This window comes from Corallococcus sp. BB11-1, from assembly GCF_026626625.1.
In the GTDB taxonomy this organism is placed as follows: domain Bacteria; phylum Myxococcota; class Myxococcia; order Myxococcales; family Myxococcaceae; genus Corallococcus; species Corallococcus soli.
On sequence record NZ_JAPNJY010000035.1, the window covers coordinates 546143 to 562500 of the forward strand.

The following is a 16358-nucleotide window of genomic DNA, read 5'->3' on the forward strand; positions in this document are numbered from 1 at the left end:
CGGGACGGGGTCGGCCGGCTCGCCGTCCCCGTCCCCCCGCGCGCTCAGGTGCGCCGGGGCAGCCGCAGGATGAAGGTGGAACCCTCACCCAGCGTGGAGCGGGCGGACAGCGAACCGCCGTGCAGCTTCGCGAGCGCGGCGGCGATGAACAGCCCCAGGCCATGCCCCCGGCCCCGGTCCGCGTCCGCGCGCTGGAAGCGCTCGAAGATGTGGGGCAGGGCGCTGGCGGGGATGCCCACGCCCCAGTCGCGCACGTGGATGAGGACGAGCCCCGGGCTGAGCGTCATGCCCACCTCGATGCGCCGCGCCTCCCCGCTGTACTTCACCGCGTTGGACAGCAGGTTGTTGAGCACCTGGCGCACCCGCTCGGCGTCCAGGGACAGGGGCTCCACCGGCTCTCCCAGGTGCAGCGTGATGTCCATCTCCGGCTGCATCTCGCGCCAGTCCTGCACCAGCTCCTGGAGGAAGGGCCCCAGGTCGGTGGGCTCCTGCTTCAGCTCCAGCTTCCCGTCCGCCAGCCGGGACGCATCCAGGATGGAGGTCACCAGCCCGTTCATCCGGTCAAGCTGCCGCAGGATGGCCTCCGCCGAGCGGCTCTCGTCCTCGATGCCGCGCTTCTGCACCTTGCGCAGCAGCAGCTGCGTGTTGAGCCGCGCGGAGCTCAGGGGCGTCTTCAGCTCGTGCGCCACCCAGTTGAGCATCTCCTCGCGCGCCAGGCTCACCGCGGTGGCCGGCTCGCGCAGGGCCTGGGTCGCCTCCGTGCGAGCCGTCGCGCGGTGCTGGAGCGCCGAGTTCACCGCGTGCTCGAAGGTGGCCAGGTCCACCGGCTTCGCCAGGAACGTCTGGGCTGCTTCACGCCCGGACGGCCGGGCCGCGCTCAGCAGCAGGAAGGGCACCTCCGACAGCGTGGGCTCGGAGCGCATGGCGTGCAGCAACTGCATGCCCGTGCGCCGGGGCATCATGTGGTCGCTGACCACCAGGTCCGGTGGCTCCGTGCGTGCCAGCAGCAGCGCCTCCTCGCCGTTGTGGGCCCGCACGACGCGGTGGCCCAGGTCCTCCACCACCTCGGAGAACACCTCCAGGAGCGCCTCCTCGTCCTCCGCGATGAGGACCAGACTCATTCGCCGCTCCCTCCGACGCTGGTGCCAATGGGCCGGGCCTGTCCTGTCAGCAAGCCCGCCGCGGAGCGCAGGGGCGCCAGCACCTTCACCCCGGAGTCGTTGATCTGGAACTCGCGCAGGTCGCTGGCGTACTTGCTGTCGCGCATCTTGAGCACCGACAGGATGCGGTGCATCTGACCGTGCAGTTCCACGTACCGCAGGAGCAGCAGGTTCTCTCCCAGGATGGCCACCGGCGCGTCGCTGAAATCCAGCTCCGTGCCAACCACCTTGGGCACCTCGCGCGTGAAGACGGACGTGACGCCCCGCATGCGCAACCGCATCGCCAGGGAGGCCAGGAACGTGCGGCGCCGCGCCGGGTCCAGGATGGACAACTCCAGGTCGGTGAGGCCGTCCAGCACCAGCCGCTTCACGCCCAGCGCGTCTACCTTTCTCAGGATCTCCTGCACGAGCACGTCCGCCTCTATCTCGATGGGCGGCACGTGGTGGAGCGTCAGCATCCCCCCGCCGTGCAGGGCCGACACGTCCAGCCCCACGCGCTGCGCGCGGGCCATCAGCATCGCGGGCGAATCGAAGAAGGAGACGAAGAGCCCCGGCTCCCCCTGGCGCGCGCCGTCCGCGACGAAGTGGGTGGCCAGCAGCGTCTTGCCAATGCCCATGCTCCCCGCGAGCATCGTGGTGCTCAGCTCCGGCAGCCCCCCCTGCATCAGCGCGTCCAGCTCCGGCAGGCCAAAGCCCTTGCGCTTCAGTGTGGGAGGCTCGTCCTTGAAGTCCAGCGGGGTGGACTCCAGGCGCGGCACGAACTCCACGCCCGTCTTGTTGATGGCCATGACGTGCTCGCCGTGCAGGTGCTCCCGGCCGCGAAGCTTCACCACCTCCACCCGGCGCACCCGGCGCGAACCCTGGGCCTGGATGGACAGCGACACGATGCCGTCCACCGTGGTGGCCTCCGGCAGCGACATCAGCTTCTCCAGCGGGTACTCCGTGGTGAACATGCCCACGCAGTTGATGGCCGCCAGCCCGATGCCCAGCTCATAGAGGAACTCGCGCAGCCGGGACTCGTCCTGCCACAGGTCCCGGATGGAGCGCAGCCCGTCGATGAACAACAGGGCCGCGCCCCGCTCGCGCACCGTCTGGAGCAGCAGGTCCCGCGCCTCCTTGGGCCCCCGCTTGAGCGCGGAGTAGGCGCTGATGACGAAGAGCTTCTCGCCCAGCACGTCCGGCTGGAAGAAGTCGAAGCTGGACAGCGCCCCCATCAGCTTGTCGTGCGGCTCCGAGGTCACGGTCGCCACCACCACCGGGATGCCACGCGCCGCGGCCTGGAAGGCCACCTGGCTGCACAACACCGTCTTTCCGCACCCGGGGGTCCCGGTGACGATGAGCGCCTGACGCTCGGGGATGCCTCCGCCCAGGATGACGTCGAAGCTGGGGATGCCACTCTGGAAGAGCGGCGGCTTGCTGCTTTGCATTCCGGGTCCATCGGCGGCGGTGGGCCACGCGCGCAGCTTTGCCGCTCGAAAGCGCGCGCCGGGACAAGGATAGGTGCCGTGGAGGCGGCATGCCCGAACAACCACCCCCTTTGCGGGGCATAGCGAACGCTCAGGGTCAGGGCCAGCGCCACGCACGGTGCCTGCTGCGCTCAGGCGCCCGGTGAACACCTCCGGCCCCCAGGCGGGCGGGCCGAGGCTCAGCGTGCCGTCAGGGAGCGCTCGTCCGCGTCGCCCTCGCGGGTGCCGGAATCGGGGCCGGCGGAGGCCTTGCGGAACAGATACGCCGCCACCACCAACCCCACGCAGCAGACCGCCGTGACGTAGGAGGCCGGCGCCAGGGGGCTCTGCTTCATCGCGAGCGTGACGATGAGCGGCGTCAGGCCGCCGAACAGGGCGTACGCCACGTTGTACGAGAAGGAGATGCCGGAGAAGCGCACCGCCGGAGGGAAGGCGTGCACCATCACCGCGGGCACGACCCCGACGACGCCCACGCAGAAGCCCACCAGGGCGTACAGGGGCACCAGCAGCTCCGGCGCGCTGGCGACGCCCCGGTAGAAGAGCTGCACGGTGACGAGCAGGGCAACCGTCCCCACCGTCAGCGCCCGCGCCGTCCCCAGCCGGTCCGCGAGCATGCCGAAGCAGATGCAGCCCAGGGTGAGCGTGAGCGTGGCCACGCTGTTGGCCCCCAGCGCCCGGGCGGCGGGGATGCCGTGCAACTGCTGCATCAGCGTGGGCGTCATCAGGATGACCACCACGATGCCCGCGGTGAGCACCCACGTGAGCAGCATGGACACCGCGACGGCGGGCGCGTGCCCCTTCAGCGCGGCCTTGAGCGGCAGCTCCCGCACCAGCGCGTGGCGCTGACGCATCTCCTCGAAGACGGGCGTCTCCTGGAGCCACCGGCGCAGGAACACGGCGAAGAAGCCGAACACGCCGCCCACGACGAAGGGCAGGCGCCAGGCGAAGGCGAGCACCTCCTCCGGCGCGAAGACCGTGTTGACGGCGGTGGCCACCAGCGACCCCAGCAGGATGCCCAGCGTGAGGCCCGCCGTGAGCGTGCCGCACGCCAGCCCCACGCGGCGCGCCGGCACGTGCTCGGAGACGAACACCCACGCCCCCGGCACCTCGCCGCCCACCGCCGCGCCCTGGAGCAGCCGCAGGGCCAGCAGCGCCAGCGGCGCGGCGTACCCCGCCGTGGCGAACGTGGGCAGCAGCCCCATCAGCAGCGTGGGCACCGACATCATGAAGACGCTCAGCGTGAACATCCGCTTGCGCCCCGTCCGGTCCCCGAAGTGCGCCATCACGATGCCGCCCAGCGGACGCGCCAGGTAGCCCGCCGCGAACAGCCCGAACGTCTGCAACTGCCGCAGCCAGTCCGCCGTCTCGGGAGGGAAGAACAGCCGGCCCATCACCGCCGTGAAGAACACGAAGATGATGAAGTCGTAGAACTCCAGCGCGCCCCCCAGCGCCGCCAGCCCCAGCGTGCGGACGTCTCGCGCGGACAGCGGACGGGATGCGGCGGAAGCGGGGAGGGCGTCGGAAGGGAGGGTCGCCATGCGGGAGGCCCCGGAGGATATGCCGGGACACCCGGACCCGCCCCATCCGTCACGTCATTAAAGGGGATTCACCGCAAAACAAGTTGACAGGGAGAGCGAAACTTGTCGGGACCTCTTGGCATCGCTATCTTCCGGGGATTCCGAGTTCCGTCCTGGGAGTACAAGTTGGACAGGGTTGACATGGTGACGCCGCCAACGGTCGCGCCTGAAGCCGATGAGCGCTTCGGGAAGTACCGCATCCTGCAGCGGCTCGCCGTGGGCGGGATGGCCCACATCTTCCTGGCCACCCTCGACGGGCCGGACGGCTTCTCCAAGGCGTGCGTCATCAAGCGCATCCTCCCGGAGTACGCGAACCTGGAGCCCTTCAGCCGCATGTTCGCGGACGAGGCCAAGGTCGCGGCGCTGCTGACCCACCCGAACATCGTGCAGGTGTTCGACTTCGGGAAGATCGACGGCCAGTACTACCTGGCGATGGAGTGGATCCAGGGTCAGTCGTTGGACCGCATCATGCGGCACGCGGCGGCGGCCTCCATGCCCCTGGGCCTGCGCGTCACGGTGGACGTGGGCCTCGCGATGTCGGACGCGCTGACGTACGCGCACGCGAAGACGCTGTCGGACGGCACGCCCCTGAAGCTGGTGCACCGGGACATCACGCCGGGCAACGTGCTGGTGTCGCGCGACGGCATCGTGAAGCTGGCGGACTTCGGCATCGTGAAGAGCTCCGTGAACCTGGAGCGCACGGTGGCCGGGGTGGTGAAGGGCAAGTACGCGTACATGTCCCCGGAGCAGATCACCAACCGGGAGCTGGACCACCGCTCGGACCTGTACTCGCTGGGCATCGTCCTCTACGAGGCGTCCACCGGGCGGCGGCTGTTCAAGCGCGACACGATGGAGGCCACCATCGTGGCCGCGTCGCAGGGGGACGTGCCCCCGCCGTCGCAGGTGTCGCCGGGCTTCCCGCCCGACCTGGAGCGCATCCTGCTGCGCCTGCTCGCGAAGGATCCAGACGCGCGCTATCCGAACGCGCGCGAGCTGCACGACGACCTGGAGCGCTTCCGAGGCACGCAGCACTGGACGTCCGGGGGGCGGGAGCTGGCCACGCTGATGGCCACGCTGTTCCCGCCGGACGCGAAGGGGCGGGTGGCCACGGCGGTGGCGGCGCCGGGCTCGATGCCGGGCTCCTCCAGCCAGGGCTCCACGCGCACGCCCACGGGCATCTCCCACCTCGCGGACCTCCCACCGCAGGAGCGCGGCGCACCCGGGGAGTCCAGCGCGCGGGTGGTCACCGGCGTGATGGCGCGCGGCACGGACACGGGCGCGACGGGCCTCGTCGCCCCACCGGAGCAGGTCGTGGGGGCCGAATCGTTCCCCTGGGGGCTCGCGGCCGCGGCGGGCGCCGCCGCGGTGGGCAGCGCGTTGTTCTGGCTGTTCGTGGCGTGAAGGGGCAGGGGCGCACCGTGTCGTGGGAAGCAGGACAACGAACGTGAAGAATCAGAAGACCTGGGTCGCCGTCATCCTGCTGGGCACCGTGGCCGTGAACACCGGGGCGTACCTGGTGGTGCGCTCCCGCCGTGCCGCGCAGTCCCCCGTCCCGTCGGAGCTCCCCGTCGCGCGGCCGGTGCCTTCCACGCCCGCGTCGCCACCTCCCGCCGGGGTGGTGGCCGCCTCCGACGAAGCGAAGGCGGGCCTCGCCAGGGCCCGGCGCGCGTCGGGGCTCGCCGCGTTGGAGGACCGCGACTACGCCAGGGCGGTGGAGGAGTTCACCGCGGTCATCGACCTGGGCCAGGATCCCCTCGGGGACATGGGGGACCTGCTGCGCATCGCCACCGACCTGCGCTCGCGTGAGCAGGCGCGCGCCGCCAAGGCCCCCGCCCAGCGCGAATCGCCCCCGTCGAAGCCCGCGCCCCGCACCCGCGCCGCCAGACTGGCCGCCGCGCGTGCCCAGGCCCGGGAGCAGCAGCAGGCCGCCGAACCGGAAGTCGCGCGGGGGGGCCTGCTGCTGGTGACCTCCACGCCGCCCGGGCTGGTGGTGCTGGTGGACGGCAGGGCGGTGGACATGACGCCCGCGCGTCTGCCCGTGTCGGCGGGGTCGCACCGCGTGGTGCTCGCGCAGGGCGACCGCCACCTCTATTCGGAAACGGTGGAGGTGGACGAGGACGCGGTGCGCTCGCTCAACCGCGACCTCACCGCGGAGCTGGCGCCCGCCGCCGCCAGGCCCACGCCGCCCGCCCCGGCGCCGGTGGTGACGACGGCGACCGCGCCCGCCCCCACCGCCCGCTCCCCGGAAGCGGCGCCGCCCCCGGAGCCGTCCGTCGCGAAGGCGGCCGTGGCGCAGGGGCCCCGGCTGGGGGACCTGGAGGTGTCGTCGCCAGGGCTCTACGGCGAGGTGTGGATCAACAACCGGCCGTATGGCTTTCCACCCGTCTCCGCGCTGGCGCTGCCGGCCGGACCCGCGCGCCTGGAGGTCCGCGTCAACGGCGAGGTGAAGCGGCGCATGACGGTGGAAGTCGAGCCGGGGCGCAGCACCCGCGTCCGCGTGCGCTGAAACACAGTCCGGCGTCGGGATTCGAAGCAGTGCTCGCAATCCCAGAACTTTCGGATGGCGCTGGAGCCGGTACACTCCGGGCTCGCGCGGACGGTGTCTCTCCCCCGGGACGACGCCGCGCGCATCCTTTGCGTCTTCGAGAGGTTTGTCGCGTATGGGTTTCACCAGGCGCTGCGGGTCGGGCCGTCGTGTGGGTGTGTTGCTGGCGCTGTTGGGCGCGGGCACGGGCTCCGCCCAGACGGAGACAGGGCCACGAATCGACCCGGGACCGCCAGAGACGCCCTCGCAGGAGGCCCGGCTCGAAGCGCTGGAGGACGAACCGGAGGTGCACAGCCAGGTGGCGTCGTTCGCCATCACGAAGCTGCACGACTCGCCGGCGGTCGTCACGTCGGTGACGGCGGAGGAGATTCGCGCCTCGGGCGCGCGCGACCTGATGGACGTGCTACTGCTGGTGCCGGGCTTCTTCTTCGGCGTGGACGTGTCGGGCGTGGTGGGGCCGGGCTTCCGGGGTCTCTGGGGCCAGGAAGGCAAGGTGCTGCTCATCATCGACGGCAAGGAGATCAACGAACAGCTCTACTCCACGATGCAGCTGGGCCACGAGTTCCCGGTGGAGCTCATCGAACGCATCGAGGTGGTGCGCGGGCCCGGCTCGGTCATCTACGGCGGCAACGCGGAGCTGGCCGTCATCAACGTCATCACCCGAGGCATCCAGGGCAGCACGGACGTGATGGCGGTGGGCACCTACGGGCAGCTGTCGCACGGCAACGGCCGGCGCAGCCTCACGCTGTCCGGGCGCAAGGTGTTCGAAGGCGTGCCGGGCCTGAGCGCCTTCGCCTCCGCGTCGCTGGGGCAGGGTCAGCGCAGCGACGTCATCTTCGACGACTTCTATGGCGGCTCCGCGAGCATGAACGGCGCGTCGCGCCTGGACCCCACGGTGGTGCAGGCGGGCGTGGGCTATCGCGACCTGCAACTGAGCCTGCTCTACCAGCGCCAGGACACCACCACCGTCGTCTCCGTGGACGAGGTGCTGCCGGAGCCCGTCAACACCGACTTCGAGTCCTTCCACGCGGAGCTGAGCGACCGCTACCGCCCGACGGACCGCATTGAAATCATCCCCCGCCTGAACCTCACGCTGGGCGAGTCGTACCGGGACTCCGACGAGGCGTCGGACTTCTTCTACGACAAGCGCTACCGCCGGCTGCGCGGCCGGGCCCTGGCGCGCTGGGCGGCGCTCGACGTCCTCCAGCTCACCGGCGGCCTGGACCTGGCGTTCGACCAGGGCAAGCTCCTGGGGCCGGCGGGCCTCGGTCAGCAGGAGCCCTTCAACGGCGACCAGGACGTCGTGTCGTACCGCAACTTCGCGGGCTTCGTGGAGGCGTACTCGGACAACCCCATCGCCACGGTGGTGGCGGGCGCGCGGTTTGAAGACCACAGCTTCTTCGGCAGCTCCTTCGTGCCGCGGCTGGTGTTGCTCAAGTCCTTCGGCCCGGTGAGCGGCAAGGCCCTCTACAGCCGCGCCTTCCGGGCGCCCGGCATCGAGAACATCTCCCTGGGCGACGACGTCCGGCCGGAGCGCACCACGGTGTACGAACTGGAGGCCACGGTGCGCCTGGGCGAGGGCCAGACGGTGAGCGCCAACGCCTTCGACGTGGGCGTGACGGACCCCATCATCTACTCGTACGACACGGACACGGACTCGGAGGCCTACCGCAACCTGGGCCGCCTGGGCAGCCGGGGCGTCGAACTGGACTACCGCGTCCGGGGCGCCTGGGGCCGCGCGCAGGTGGGCTATTCGTTCTACCGGCCCGGCGGCCGCAACGACGTGGAGGACTACCTGGTGCCGGGGCAGCCCCACGCCTTCACCGGCCTGCCCACGCACAAGGCGACGCTGACGGGCACCGCCCGGGTGTTGCCGTGGCTGTCCCTGAGCCCCACGGCCGTGCTGGTGGGCCAGCGCTTCGCCGTCGGCGCGCCGGACGAGGAGGGCGTGTCGGAGGTCCAGAAGCTGTCGCCCCGGCTGCTGCTCAACCTCTTCGTGCGCGCGGAGAACGTGGGGACGAAGGGCCTGGAGATTGGCGCGGGCGTCTACAACCTGTTGGGCAGCGACTTCCGGGTGGCCCAGCCCTACAACGGTGGCCACGCGCCCCTGCCCGTCTTCACCCGCGAGTTCATGGTGCGGCTCACCTACCTGTTCGAGCCGGCGTACGACGACGAGTAGGGCAGCCGTCAGTCGGGACGCATCGGACGTTGCGCGCTGGCGTGGCGGGGCGTAGGGAAGTCGCCCCTGCCATGTCCGAGAACGCCCAGCTCCTCGAAGCCGTCCGTAAAGAAGCCCGCCCCGGAATCTGGTCCAACGGCGTGAGCCTCGCGCGCGCCGGAGCGGTGGCGCTCCAGTCCCGCTCGGCCTCCGAAATCGAGCTGCGCGTGAAGGCGGCGGGCCGGCCGGTGGCCCTCACCGTCGTCCTCTACCCGGGCGACGAGGCGTGGGAGTGTGACTGTCCCAGCCGCGTGGACCCCTGCGAGCACGTCGTCGCGGCGGCCATCTCCCTGGAGCAGGCGGAGAAGCAGGACGCGCCGCTGGAGGCCGTGGCGGAGCGCTGGTCGCGCGTGGTGTACCGCTTCACGCGCGTGGAAGGCGGCCTGCAACTGCACCGCGTCCTCGCGCACGCGGACGGCACGGAGGAGCCCCTGGAGGACAGCCTCGCGGGGCGCATCGCGAAGCCCACGGGCGGCGTCACGTTGCAGGTGGAGCAGGTGGACCTGAACATGGACCGCCTGCTGGAGCGGCGCACGCGGGGGCCGCTGCTGGCGGAGAAGCTGGACGCGCTGCTGCGGGCGCTGGAACCCGCGCGCAACGTGCTGCTGGACGGACGTCCGGTGGCGGTGTCCAGCGAAGTGCTGCCCCCACGAGCAAGGGTGGAGGACCGGGGTCAGCAGTGGGTGCTGACGGTGTCCGGCGACCCGCGCATCAAGGAGGTGGTGAGCCCGGGCGTCGCGCTGACGTCGGACTCGCTGGTGCGCCTGGGCGAGACGGCGATGACGGGCGCCTGGCTCCAGCACCTGCCGCTGGTGCGCACCTACGCGCCGGAGCAACTGGGTGAGCTGTCCGCCAAGGTCCTGCCGGAGCTGGCGCGGCGCATGCCGGTGGACGTGAAGAGCCGCCGCCTGCCGCCGTTGGATCGCGACCTGAAGCCGCGCATCCTCCTGGAGTTGAACCAGCTCACCGCGGGGCTGTCGGTGCTGCCCACGCTGGTGTACGGCGCGCCGCCCACGGTGCGCATCGACAACGGGCGCATGGTGTACCTGCGCGGCGCGGTGCCCCTGCGCGACGAGGCCGCGGAGACGAAGCTCCTCCACCAACTGCGCGACGAGCTGAACCTGGTGCCCGGGCGAAGGCTCACGGTGCAGGGGCCGGAGATGATGCGCTTCGCGGACAAGCTGCGGAAGTGGCGCGGCGACCTGGGCGGGGACGCGGCGGGCATCGTCAGCCCGGACATGCGCCTGCGGCCGTCGCTGCGGGTGGAGGGCGGCGCATCCGGCGAGGGCGTGCCGGAGGTGCGCTTCACGCTGGAGTTCGACGTGGAGGGAGGCAAGGGCGGCGCGCGCACGGTGGACGCGGCGGCCGTGGTGCGGGCCTGGACCGAAGGGCTGGGGCTCGTCCCGTTGGAGGGAGGCGGGTGGGCGCCGCTGCCGCGCGCGTGGCTGGACAAGAACGGCCAGCGCGTCGCGGACCTGCTGGCCGCGCGTCAGTCGGACGGCCGCGTCGCGAACCACGCGCTGCCGGAGCTGACCGCGCTGTGCGAGTCGTTGGACCAGCCGCCGCCTCCGGGCCTCGACAAGCTGGCCCCCATGGTGGAGGGCTTCGACAAGCTGCCGCCGCCCGTGCTGCCTGCGGAGCTCAACGCCACGCTGCGCGCCTACCAGCAGCAGGGCGTGAGCTGGCTGGGGTTCCTCAAGGGCGCGGGGCTGGGAGGCATCCTCGCGGACGACATGGGCCTGGGAAAGACGCTCCAGACCATCTGCATCCTGGGGCCGCGCTCGCTGGTGGTGTGCCCCACCAGCGTGTTGCCCAACTGGGTGGCGGAGCTGCAGCGCTTCCGGCCGTCGCTGAAGGTCTGCGTCTACCACGGCCCCGGCCGCAAGCTGGACCCCACGGCGGACGTCACGCTGACCACCTACGCGCTGCTGCGCCTGGACGCGCCGACGCTGGGCGCGCCCACGTGGGAGGCGGTGGTGCTGGACGAGGCGCAGGCCATCAAGAACCCGGAGAGCCAGGTGTCGCGCGCCGCGTTCGGCCTCAAGGCGAACCTGCGGCTCGCGCTCAGCGGCACGCCGCTGGAGAACCGCCTGGACGAGCTGTGGAGCCTGATGCACTTCACCAACCCGGGCCTGCTGGGGGGCCGCCGCCAGTTCGAGGAGAAGACGGCGCAGCCCATCGCGGACGGCAAGCCAGGAGCGGCGGAGGGCCTGCGTCGGCGCATCCGGCCGTTCATCCTGCGGCGCCTGAAGCGGGACGTGGCGCCGGAGCTGCCGCCGCGCACGGACTCGGTGATGCACGTGCAGTTGGATGAGCGCGAGCGCTCCGTCTACGACGCGGTGATGGCGGCCACGCGGGCGGAGGTCGTCGCGCTGCTCAACGAGGGCGGCAGCGTGCTCAAGGCGCTGGAGGCCCTGCTGCGACTGAGGCAGGCGGCGTGCCATTCCGCGCTCGTGCCCGGCCAGCACGCGAAGACGTCCTCCAAGGTGCAGACGTTGGTGGACGCGCTGGAGACGGCGGTGTCGGAAGGTCACAAGGCGCTGGTGTTCTCGCAGTGGACGTCGCTGCTGGACCTCATCGAGCCGGGCTTGAAGGGTGCGGGCATCGCGTTCGAGCGGCTGGACGGCACGACGACGAACCGGGGCGACATCACGTCGCGCTTCCAGGGGCCGGACGGAGCACCGGTGCTCCTGATGTCGCTGAAGGCCGGCGGCACGGGCCTGAACCTCACGGCGGCGGACCACGTGTTCCTGATGGACCCGTGGTGGAACCCGGCGGTGGAGGCGCAGGCGGCGGACCGTGCGCACCGCATCGGGCAGGAGCGGCCGGTGATGGTCTACCGGCTGGTGTCCCAGGGCACGGTGGAGGAGAAGATCCTGGGCCTCCAGGAGAAGAAGCGCGCGCTGTTCGAAGCCGCGCTCAGCGAAGCCTCCGGAGCCGCCGCCATCACCCGCGAGGACCTGCTCCAGCTCTTCGCGTGAGGCCCGTCGTCACTTCTCGAACGTCACCGCCACGGCGGTGGCGTCGGGTTCGGTGAAGCGGAGCACGTCCTCACCCTCCTGGGCGAGGGCGTCGCGCACCGGCTTCTTGAGGGCGCCAAAGGGCTTGCACACCAGCGTCGCGGAGCCCTTCTTGCGCGTGGTGGCCCACATGCCGGCGACGCGGCCATCCACCAGGAACACGGGCTGCACGCGCAGGTTGCCGGTGGACATGGCCTTGCGCTGCGCATCGGTGACGAAGCGGGTCCGGTCCGCGTGGGACAGGATGAGGTTGTCGTAGTCGGGCAGGAAGCGCACCGGCGCGGGCGTGTCCTCGGAAGGACGAGGAGCCCTGGGCAGGTCGAAGAGGACGCGCTTCTTCTCGTCGCGGAACTCCACCAGCTCGTCGCGCACCTGCTCGAAGGCGCCCTTCAAGGACTTGAGGCCGGACCAGTTCTGCATGTCCGCCACGGAGGCCGGGCCGAAGGCGGCCAGGTAGCGCGACACCAGCGAGGAGGCGTCCGCGTTGGGTTCCAGCGGCTTCCCCAGCCAGGACTCCGCCAGCGTGAAGCCGGAGTTGCCCGGCCAGCCCCAGTCCAGCCCCTCCTCGGGCACCTGGATGAGGGGCAGCAGCATGCGCGTGGCGAAGCCCATGGCCCGCTCGTCACCCTCCACGTGGTGCTTCATCAGGTGGGCGCGCACCTCCTCGAACGTGCGGGGCGTCTCGTCCAGGAAGGGGCGGGCGGTGGCCAGCAGGGCGGGCAGGTCCAGCGACGTGGCGCGCTGCTTGAGGACGCTGTGCATGGCGGCGGTGAGCAGGGGCCGGTACAGGTCGCGGTAGCGCAGGTAGTCCTTCGCGCTCATCAGGTGAAGCGTGCCGCGCATCATCGTGCCGCGAACCACGTCCCGCTTGAGCGCGAGCTTCGTGAGCGAGTCCCGCTGGAAGCCCTGGATCCGGGACCACAGGGCCAGGTACGGCGGCCGGGCGAGCTGGGCCTGGAGCCCCACCAGGTGCTCGACGGCGCGAGCCACCGCCATCTTCTCGCGTGTGAGCAGCAACTGCCGCGCGAGCGTGGCGCGGTTGAGGGCCTGGGACGACAGGACTTCGGTAGCCATGCGCCCGAGCATAGCCAGGGCGCATGGCCAGGGGGCTCAGCGAGTGAGCGCCGGAATCACCTGCGCGCCGAACGCGTCGATGAACGCGTCCTGCTCCCGGTTGACGTTGTGCAGGTACAGCCGCTCGAAGCCCAGGCGAAGGTCTTCGCCCAGCCAGTCCACATGCTGCTGGAGGCTGTTGGAGACCCGCAGCGGGCCATCCAGGTCATGCGGCTGCACGACGCGCGCGGCCTCCTGGAACTGGGCGGGCGTGCGCAGGTCGGTGAGGACGGTGTTGGCGAAGATGTTGGAAGCCCACTGGTCATAGGCACCTTCGCGAGCCCTCGCTTCGTCCGCCGCGTACGACAGCTGGACCTTGAGGAACATCGGCTTGCCCTCGCCGCCGCCCTCCCGGAAGGCGCTCACCACCTCGCGAAGCTCTGTCGGGGGGCGCGCCGTGGTGAGCAGGCCGTCCGCCCAGCTCCCCACCCAGCGCGCGGTCTTCGCCGTGACGGCCGCCCCCAGGAGCATGGGAGGCTCCACGGGGCGCGTGTACAGCTTCGCCTCCTCCACGGTGACGAGGCCCCGGTGGGTGACGGTCTCCCCGCGGAAGAGCGCGCGCATCACGTCCACGCACTCCTTCAGGCGAGCATTGCGCAGGTCCTTGGCGGGCCAGCCGGTGCCGGTGATGGCCTCGTTGAGGTACTGCCCGCTGCCGAGCGCCGCCCATGCCCGTCCAGGAAACATCTCGTTGAGGGTGGCGAGCGCCTGGGCGACGAGGGCCGGGTGGTAGCGCTGTCCGGGCGCGTTCACCACGCCGAAGGACAGGCCGGTGGAGGCGAGCGCCGCGCCCATGAACGACCAGGCGAAGCCGCTCTGCCCCTGGGCGTCCGTCCACGGATGGAAGTGGTCGGAGTTGAGGGCGGCCTGGAAGCCCGCGCCCTCGGCCTTCCGGCAGAGGCGAAGAAGCTCGCTGGGCGTGAATTGTTCGTGCGAGGCGTGGAATCCGAGCAGGGCCATGAGGCCCTCCACCCTGGCGTCAGAGTCGCCGCGCCGCGAGGCCTTCTTCCGCGCGAGTGTTCGCTGAAGAAAGCCCGTTCGCCCCCAGGTGTGGGGTTCCACACGCGCGCCTGGGACCGCCAGCCGGTCGGGACACCCTGGATGCTTAAAGGGACCGGGTGTCCCTCGCGCCGGGGGCACCCCCTGGGAGATGGGATGATCGAAGACCTCTGGTACAAGAACGCCGTCATCTACTGCCTCGACGTCGAGACGTTCATGGACGGCAACGGCGACGGCGTGGGGGACTTCGTCGGCTTGCGGCGCAAGCTGGACTACCTGGCTGGCCTGGGCATCACCTGCCTGTGGCTCCTGCCCTTCCAGCCCTCGCCCAACCGGGACAACGGCTACGACATCAGTGACTACTACGGCGTGGATCCCCGCCTGGGGGACCTGGGTGACTTCGTGGCCTTCACGCACGAAGCGAAGCTGCACGGCATCCGCGTCATCATCGACCTGGTGGTGAACCACACGTCGGATCAGCACCCGTGGTTCCAGGCGGCGCGCAAGAGCCCTGACAGCCGCTTTCGCGACTACTACGTCTGGTCGAAGAAGCGACCGAAGGACGCCAACAAGGGCATGGTCTTCCCGGGCGTGCAGCCATCCACGTGGACCTACGACAAGGAGGCGAGGCTCTGGTACTTCCACCGCTTCTTCGACTTCCAGCCCGACCTCAACGTGGCCAACCCCGAAGTGCGCGAGCAGATCCTCAAGGTGATGGGGTTCTGGCTGGAGCTGGGGGTGTCCGGCTTCCGGGTGGACGCGGTGCCCTTCCTCGTGGAGTTGAAGGGCGTGAAGAATCCGGACGTGAAGGACCCGTACGGCCTCCTGGTGGAGATGCGCGAGTTCCTCTCCTGGCGGAAGGGCGACGCCATCCTGTTGGCGGAAGCCAATGTCACCATGGATGAGGTGGTGGAGTTCTTCGGTGAGAACGACCGCATGCAGCTCGTCTTCAACTTCCTCGCCAACCAGAACTTCTACCTCGCGCTGACGCGAGGCGATGCGACGCCGCTCGTTGACGCGCTGAAGGAGGCGCCGGACCTGCCGCACACCGCGCAGTGGGCGAACTTCCTGCGCAACCATGACGAGCTGGATCTGGGACGCCTGTCGGATGAGGACCGGGCGGAGGTGTTCCACGCGCTCGGCCCGGACAAGGGCATGCAGCTCTACGACCGGGGCCTGCGCCGCCGGTTCGCGTCGATGCTGGATGGGGACCGCCGCCGCATCGAACTGGCCTACAGCCTGATGTTCACGCTGCCGGGAACACCGGTGCTCTGGTACGGCGACGAGCTGGGCATGGGCGAGAACCTGGCGCTCGTGGAACGTCAGTCGGTGCGCACGCCGATGCAGTGGAGCCCGGAGCCACACGGTGGCTTCACGCTGGCGGACAAGCCGGTGAAGCCCCTGGTGACGGAGGGGCCCTTCGGCTATCGGCACGTGAACGTCGCCCAGCAGCGGAGGGACCCAGGCTCACAGCTCAACTGGACCGAGCGCATCATCCGCGCACGCAAGGAGTGCCCGGAGCTGGGCTGGGGCGCATGGAAGCTCCTGCGCACGGGAAACAAGGGCGTCCTTGCCCTCCGCTACGTCTGGAAGGGCAACGCGATGGTGACGTTGCACAACCTGTCGTCCCGGCCCTGCACGGTGAAACTGGACACGGGCGGCGATGAGGCCTGCCCGCTGTACAACGTCCTTACCGAGGCCCACTCCGAACCCGTGGACGGCAAGCGCCATGTGCTGACGCTGGAGGGCTACGGCTACCGCTGGTTCCGGGTGGGACAGGAGAACCCCGCGCGCAAGCACAAGGTAGAGCCCCTGCGGTGAGGGATGCAGGGCGGCCTCGCGAAGGGGCAGCACGAGCCTGGGGCGAGGAGGCGAATGGGCCAGCAGGGAGAGGCCATCCACCTGTGCGGCAGGCAGACAACCCTCAGTGGAACAGCCCTTCGACTTCAGCCGTGACCCCGACAGGGGAGGCGGTCGAGCCTCCCGGAGTTCGTCGAAGAGAGACCCGCTTGCTCCTTGATCGGTGGCTACCGGGCGAGGAAGCAGTCTTGCGAGGGATGCCACCGCAGTTGGAGGCACCGGAGCGACACGGCGTGCCGAGCATGAAGGGCACCCCGTCTCGCGAGAACCTTGCTGGTGGCAGGGCAGGGGGCTGTACGCCGTGCTTCTGGGGGAAGGCACACGGCTCAAGGGAGCGAGTAGGTCGCCCCTCTGTCCGGACTGCCCGCGCGGGGCAGTCCGCCTGCTCGAGCCGGTGTGC

Annotated in this window: 10 protein-coding genes; 5 read left to right on the forward strand and 5 right to left on the reverse strand. The window is 70.7% G+C overall.

The features are described from left to right. Positions 1–44: 44 nt before the first annotated feature. The 3 genes from OV207_RS31535 to OV207_RS31545 form a co-directional block, all read right to left on the reverse strand. Positions 45–1121, reverse strand: coding sequence for a hybrid sensor histidine kinase/response regulator (locus OV207_RS31535; protein WP_267558711.1), 1077 nt, complete (start codon positions 1119–1121; stop codon positions 45–47). Then, a complete protein-coding gene (locus tag OV207_RS31540) occupies positions 1118–2587 on the reverse strand; it encodes an ATPase domain-containing protein (protein ID WP_267558712.1) in 1470 nt (489 codons plus the stop codon). The genes OV207_RS31535 and OV207_RS31540 overlap by 4 nt, the downstream gene beginning before the upstream one ends. A 218-nt stretch (positions 2588–2805) precedes the next feature. Beyond that, positions 2806–4164: an MFS transporter gene (locus OV207_RS31545; protein ID WP_267558713.1), complete on the reverse strand. Its 1359-nt coding sequence runs from the start codon at positions 4162–4164 to the stop codon at positions 2806–2808. Between the two features lie 180 nt (positions 4165–4344). Between OV207_RS31545 and OV207_RS31550 the strand changes: the two genes are divergently transcribed. The 4 genes from OV207_RS31550 to OV207_RS31565 all read left to right on the forward strand — a co-directional run bounded on the left by OV207_RS31550 (position 4345) and on the right by OV207_RS31565 (position 11947). Next, positions 4345–5604, forward strand: coding sequence for a serine/threonine protein kinase (locus OV207_RS31550; protein WP_267558714.1), 1260 nt, complete (start codon positions 4345–4347; stop codon positions 5602–5604). A gap of 43 nt (positions 5605–5647) precedes the next feature. Continuing rightward, entirely contained in the window at positions 5648–6709 is a 1062-nt protein-coding gene (locus OV207_RS31555; RefSeq protein ID WP_267558715.1) for a PEGA domain-containing protein, read from the forward strand. Between the two features lie 154 nt (positions 6710–6863). Then, on the forward strand, positions 6864–8927 hold the full coding sequence (locus OV207_RS31560; protein WP_267558716.1) for a TonB-dependent receptor plug domain-containing protein: 2064 nt from the start codon (positions 6864–6866) through the stop codon (positions 8925–8927). A gap of 71 nt (positions 8928–8998) precedes the next feature. After that, positions 8999–11947, forward strand: coding sequence for a DEAD/DEAH box helicase (locus tag OV207_RS31565; protein ID WP_267558717.1), 2949 nt, complete (start codon positions 8999–9001; stop codon positions 11945–11947). A 9-nt stretch (positions 11948–11956) separates the two neighbouring features. Here the strand turns inward: OV207_RS31565 and OV207_RS31570 are convergent, their stop codons facing one another. Together OV207_RS31570 and OV207_RS31575 are read right to left on the reverse strand one after the other, a co-directional pair. Beyond that, positions 11957–13060, reverse strand: a complete 1104-nt coding sequence (locus tag OV207_RS31570) for a winged helix DNA-binding domain-containing protein (protein ID WP_267558718.1) — start codon at positions 13058–13060, stop codon at positions 11957–11959. 36 nt (positions 13061–13096) lie between these two features. Next, a complete protein-coding gene (locus OV207_RS31575) occupies positions 13097–14059 on the reverse strand; it encodes a TIGR03885 family FMN-dependent LLM class oxidoreductase (RefSeq protein ID WP_267558719.1) in 963 nt (320 codons plus the stop codon). Between the two features lie 195 nt (positions 14060–14254). Between OV207_RS31575 and OV207_RS31580 the strand changes: the two genes are divergently transcribed. Next, on the forward strand, positions 14255–15919 hold the full coding sequence (locus OV207_RS31580) for an alpha-amylase family protein (protein WP_267558720.1): 1665 nt from the start codon (positions 14255–14257) through the stop codon (positions 15917–15919). Positions 15920–16358: the final 439 nt, after the last annotated feature.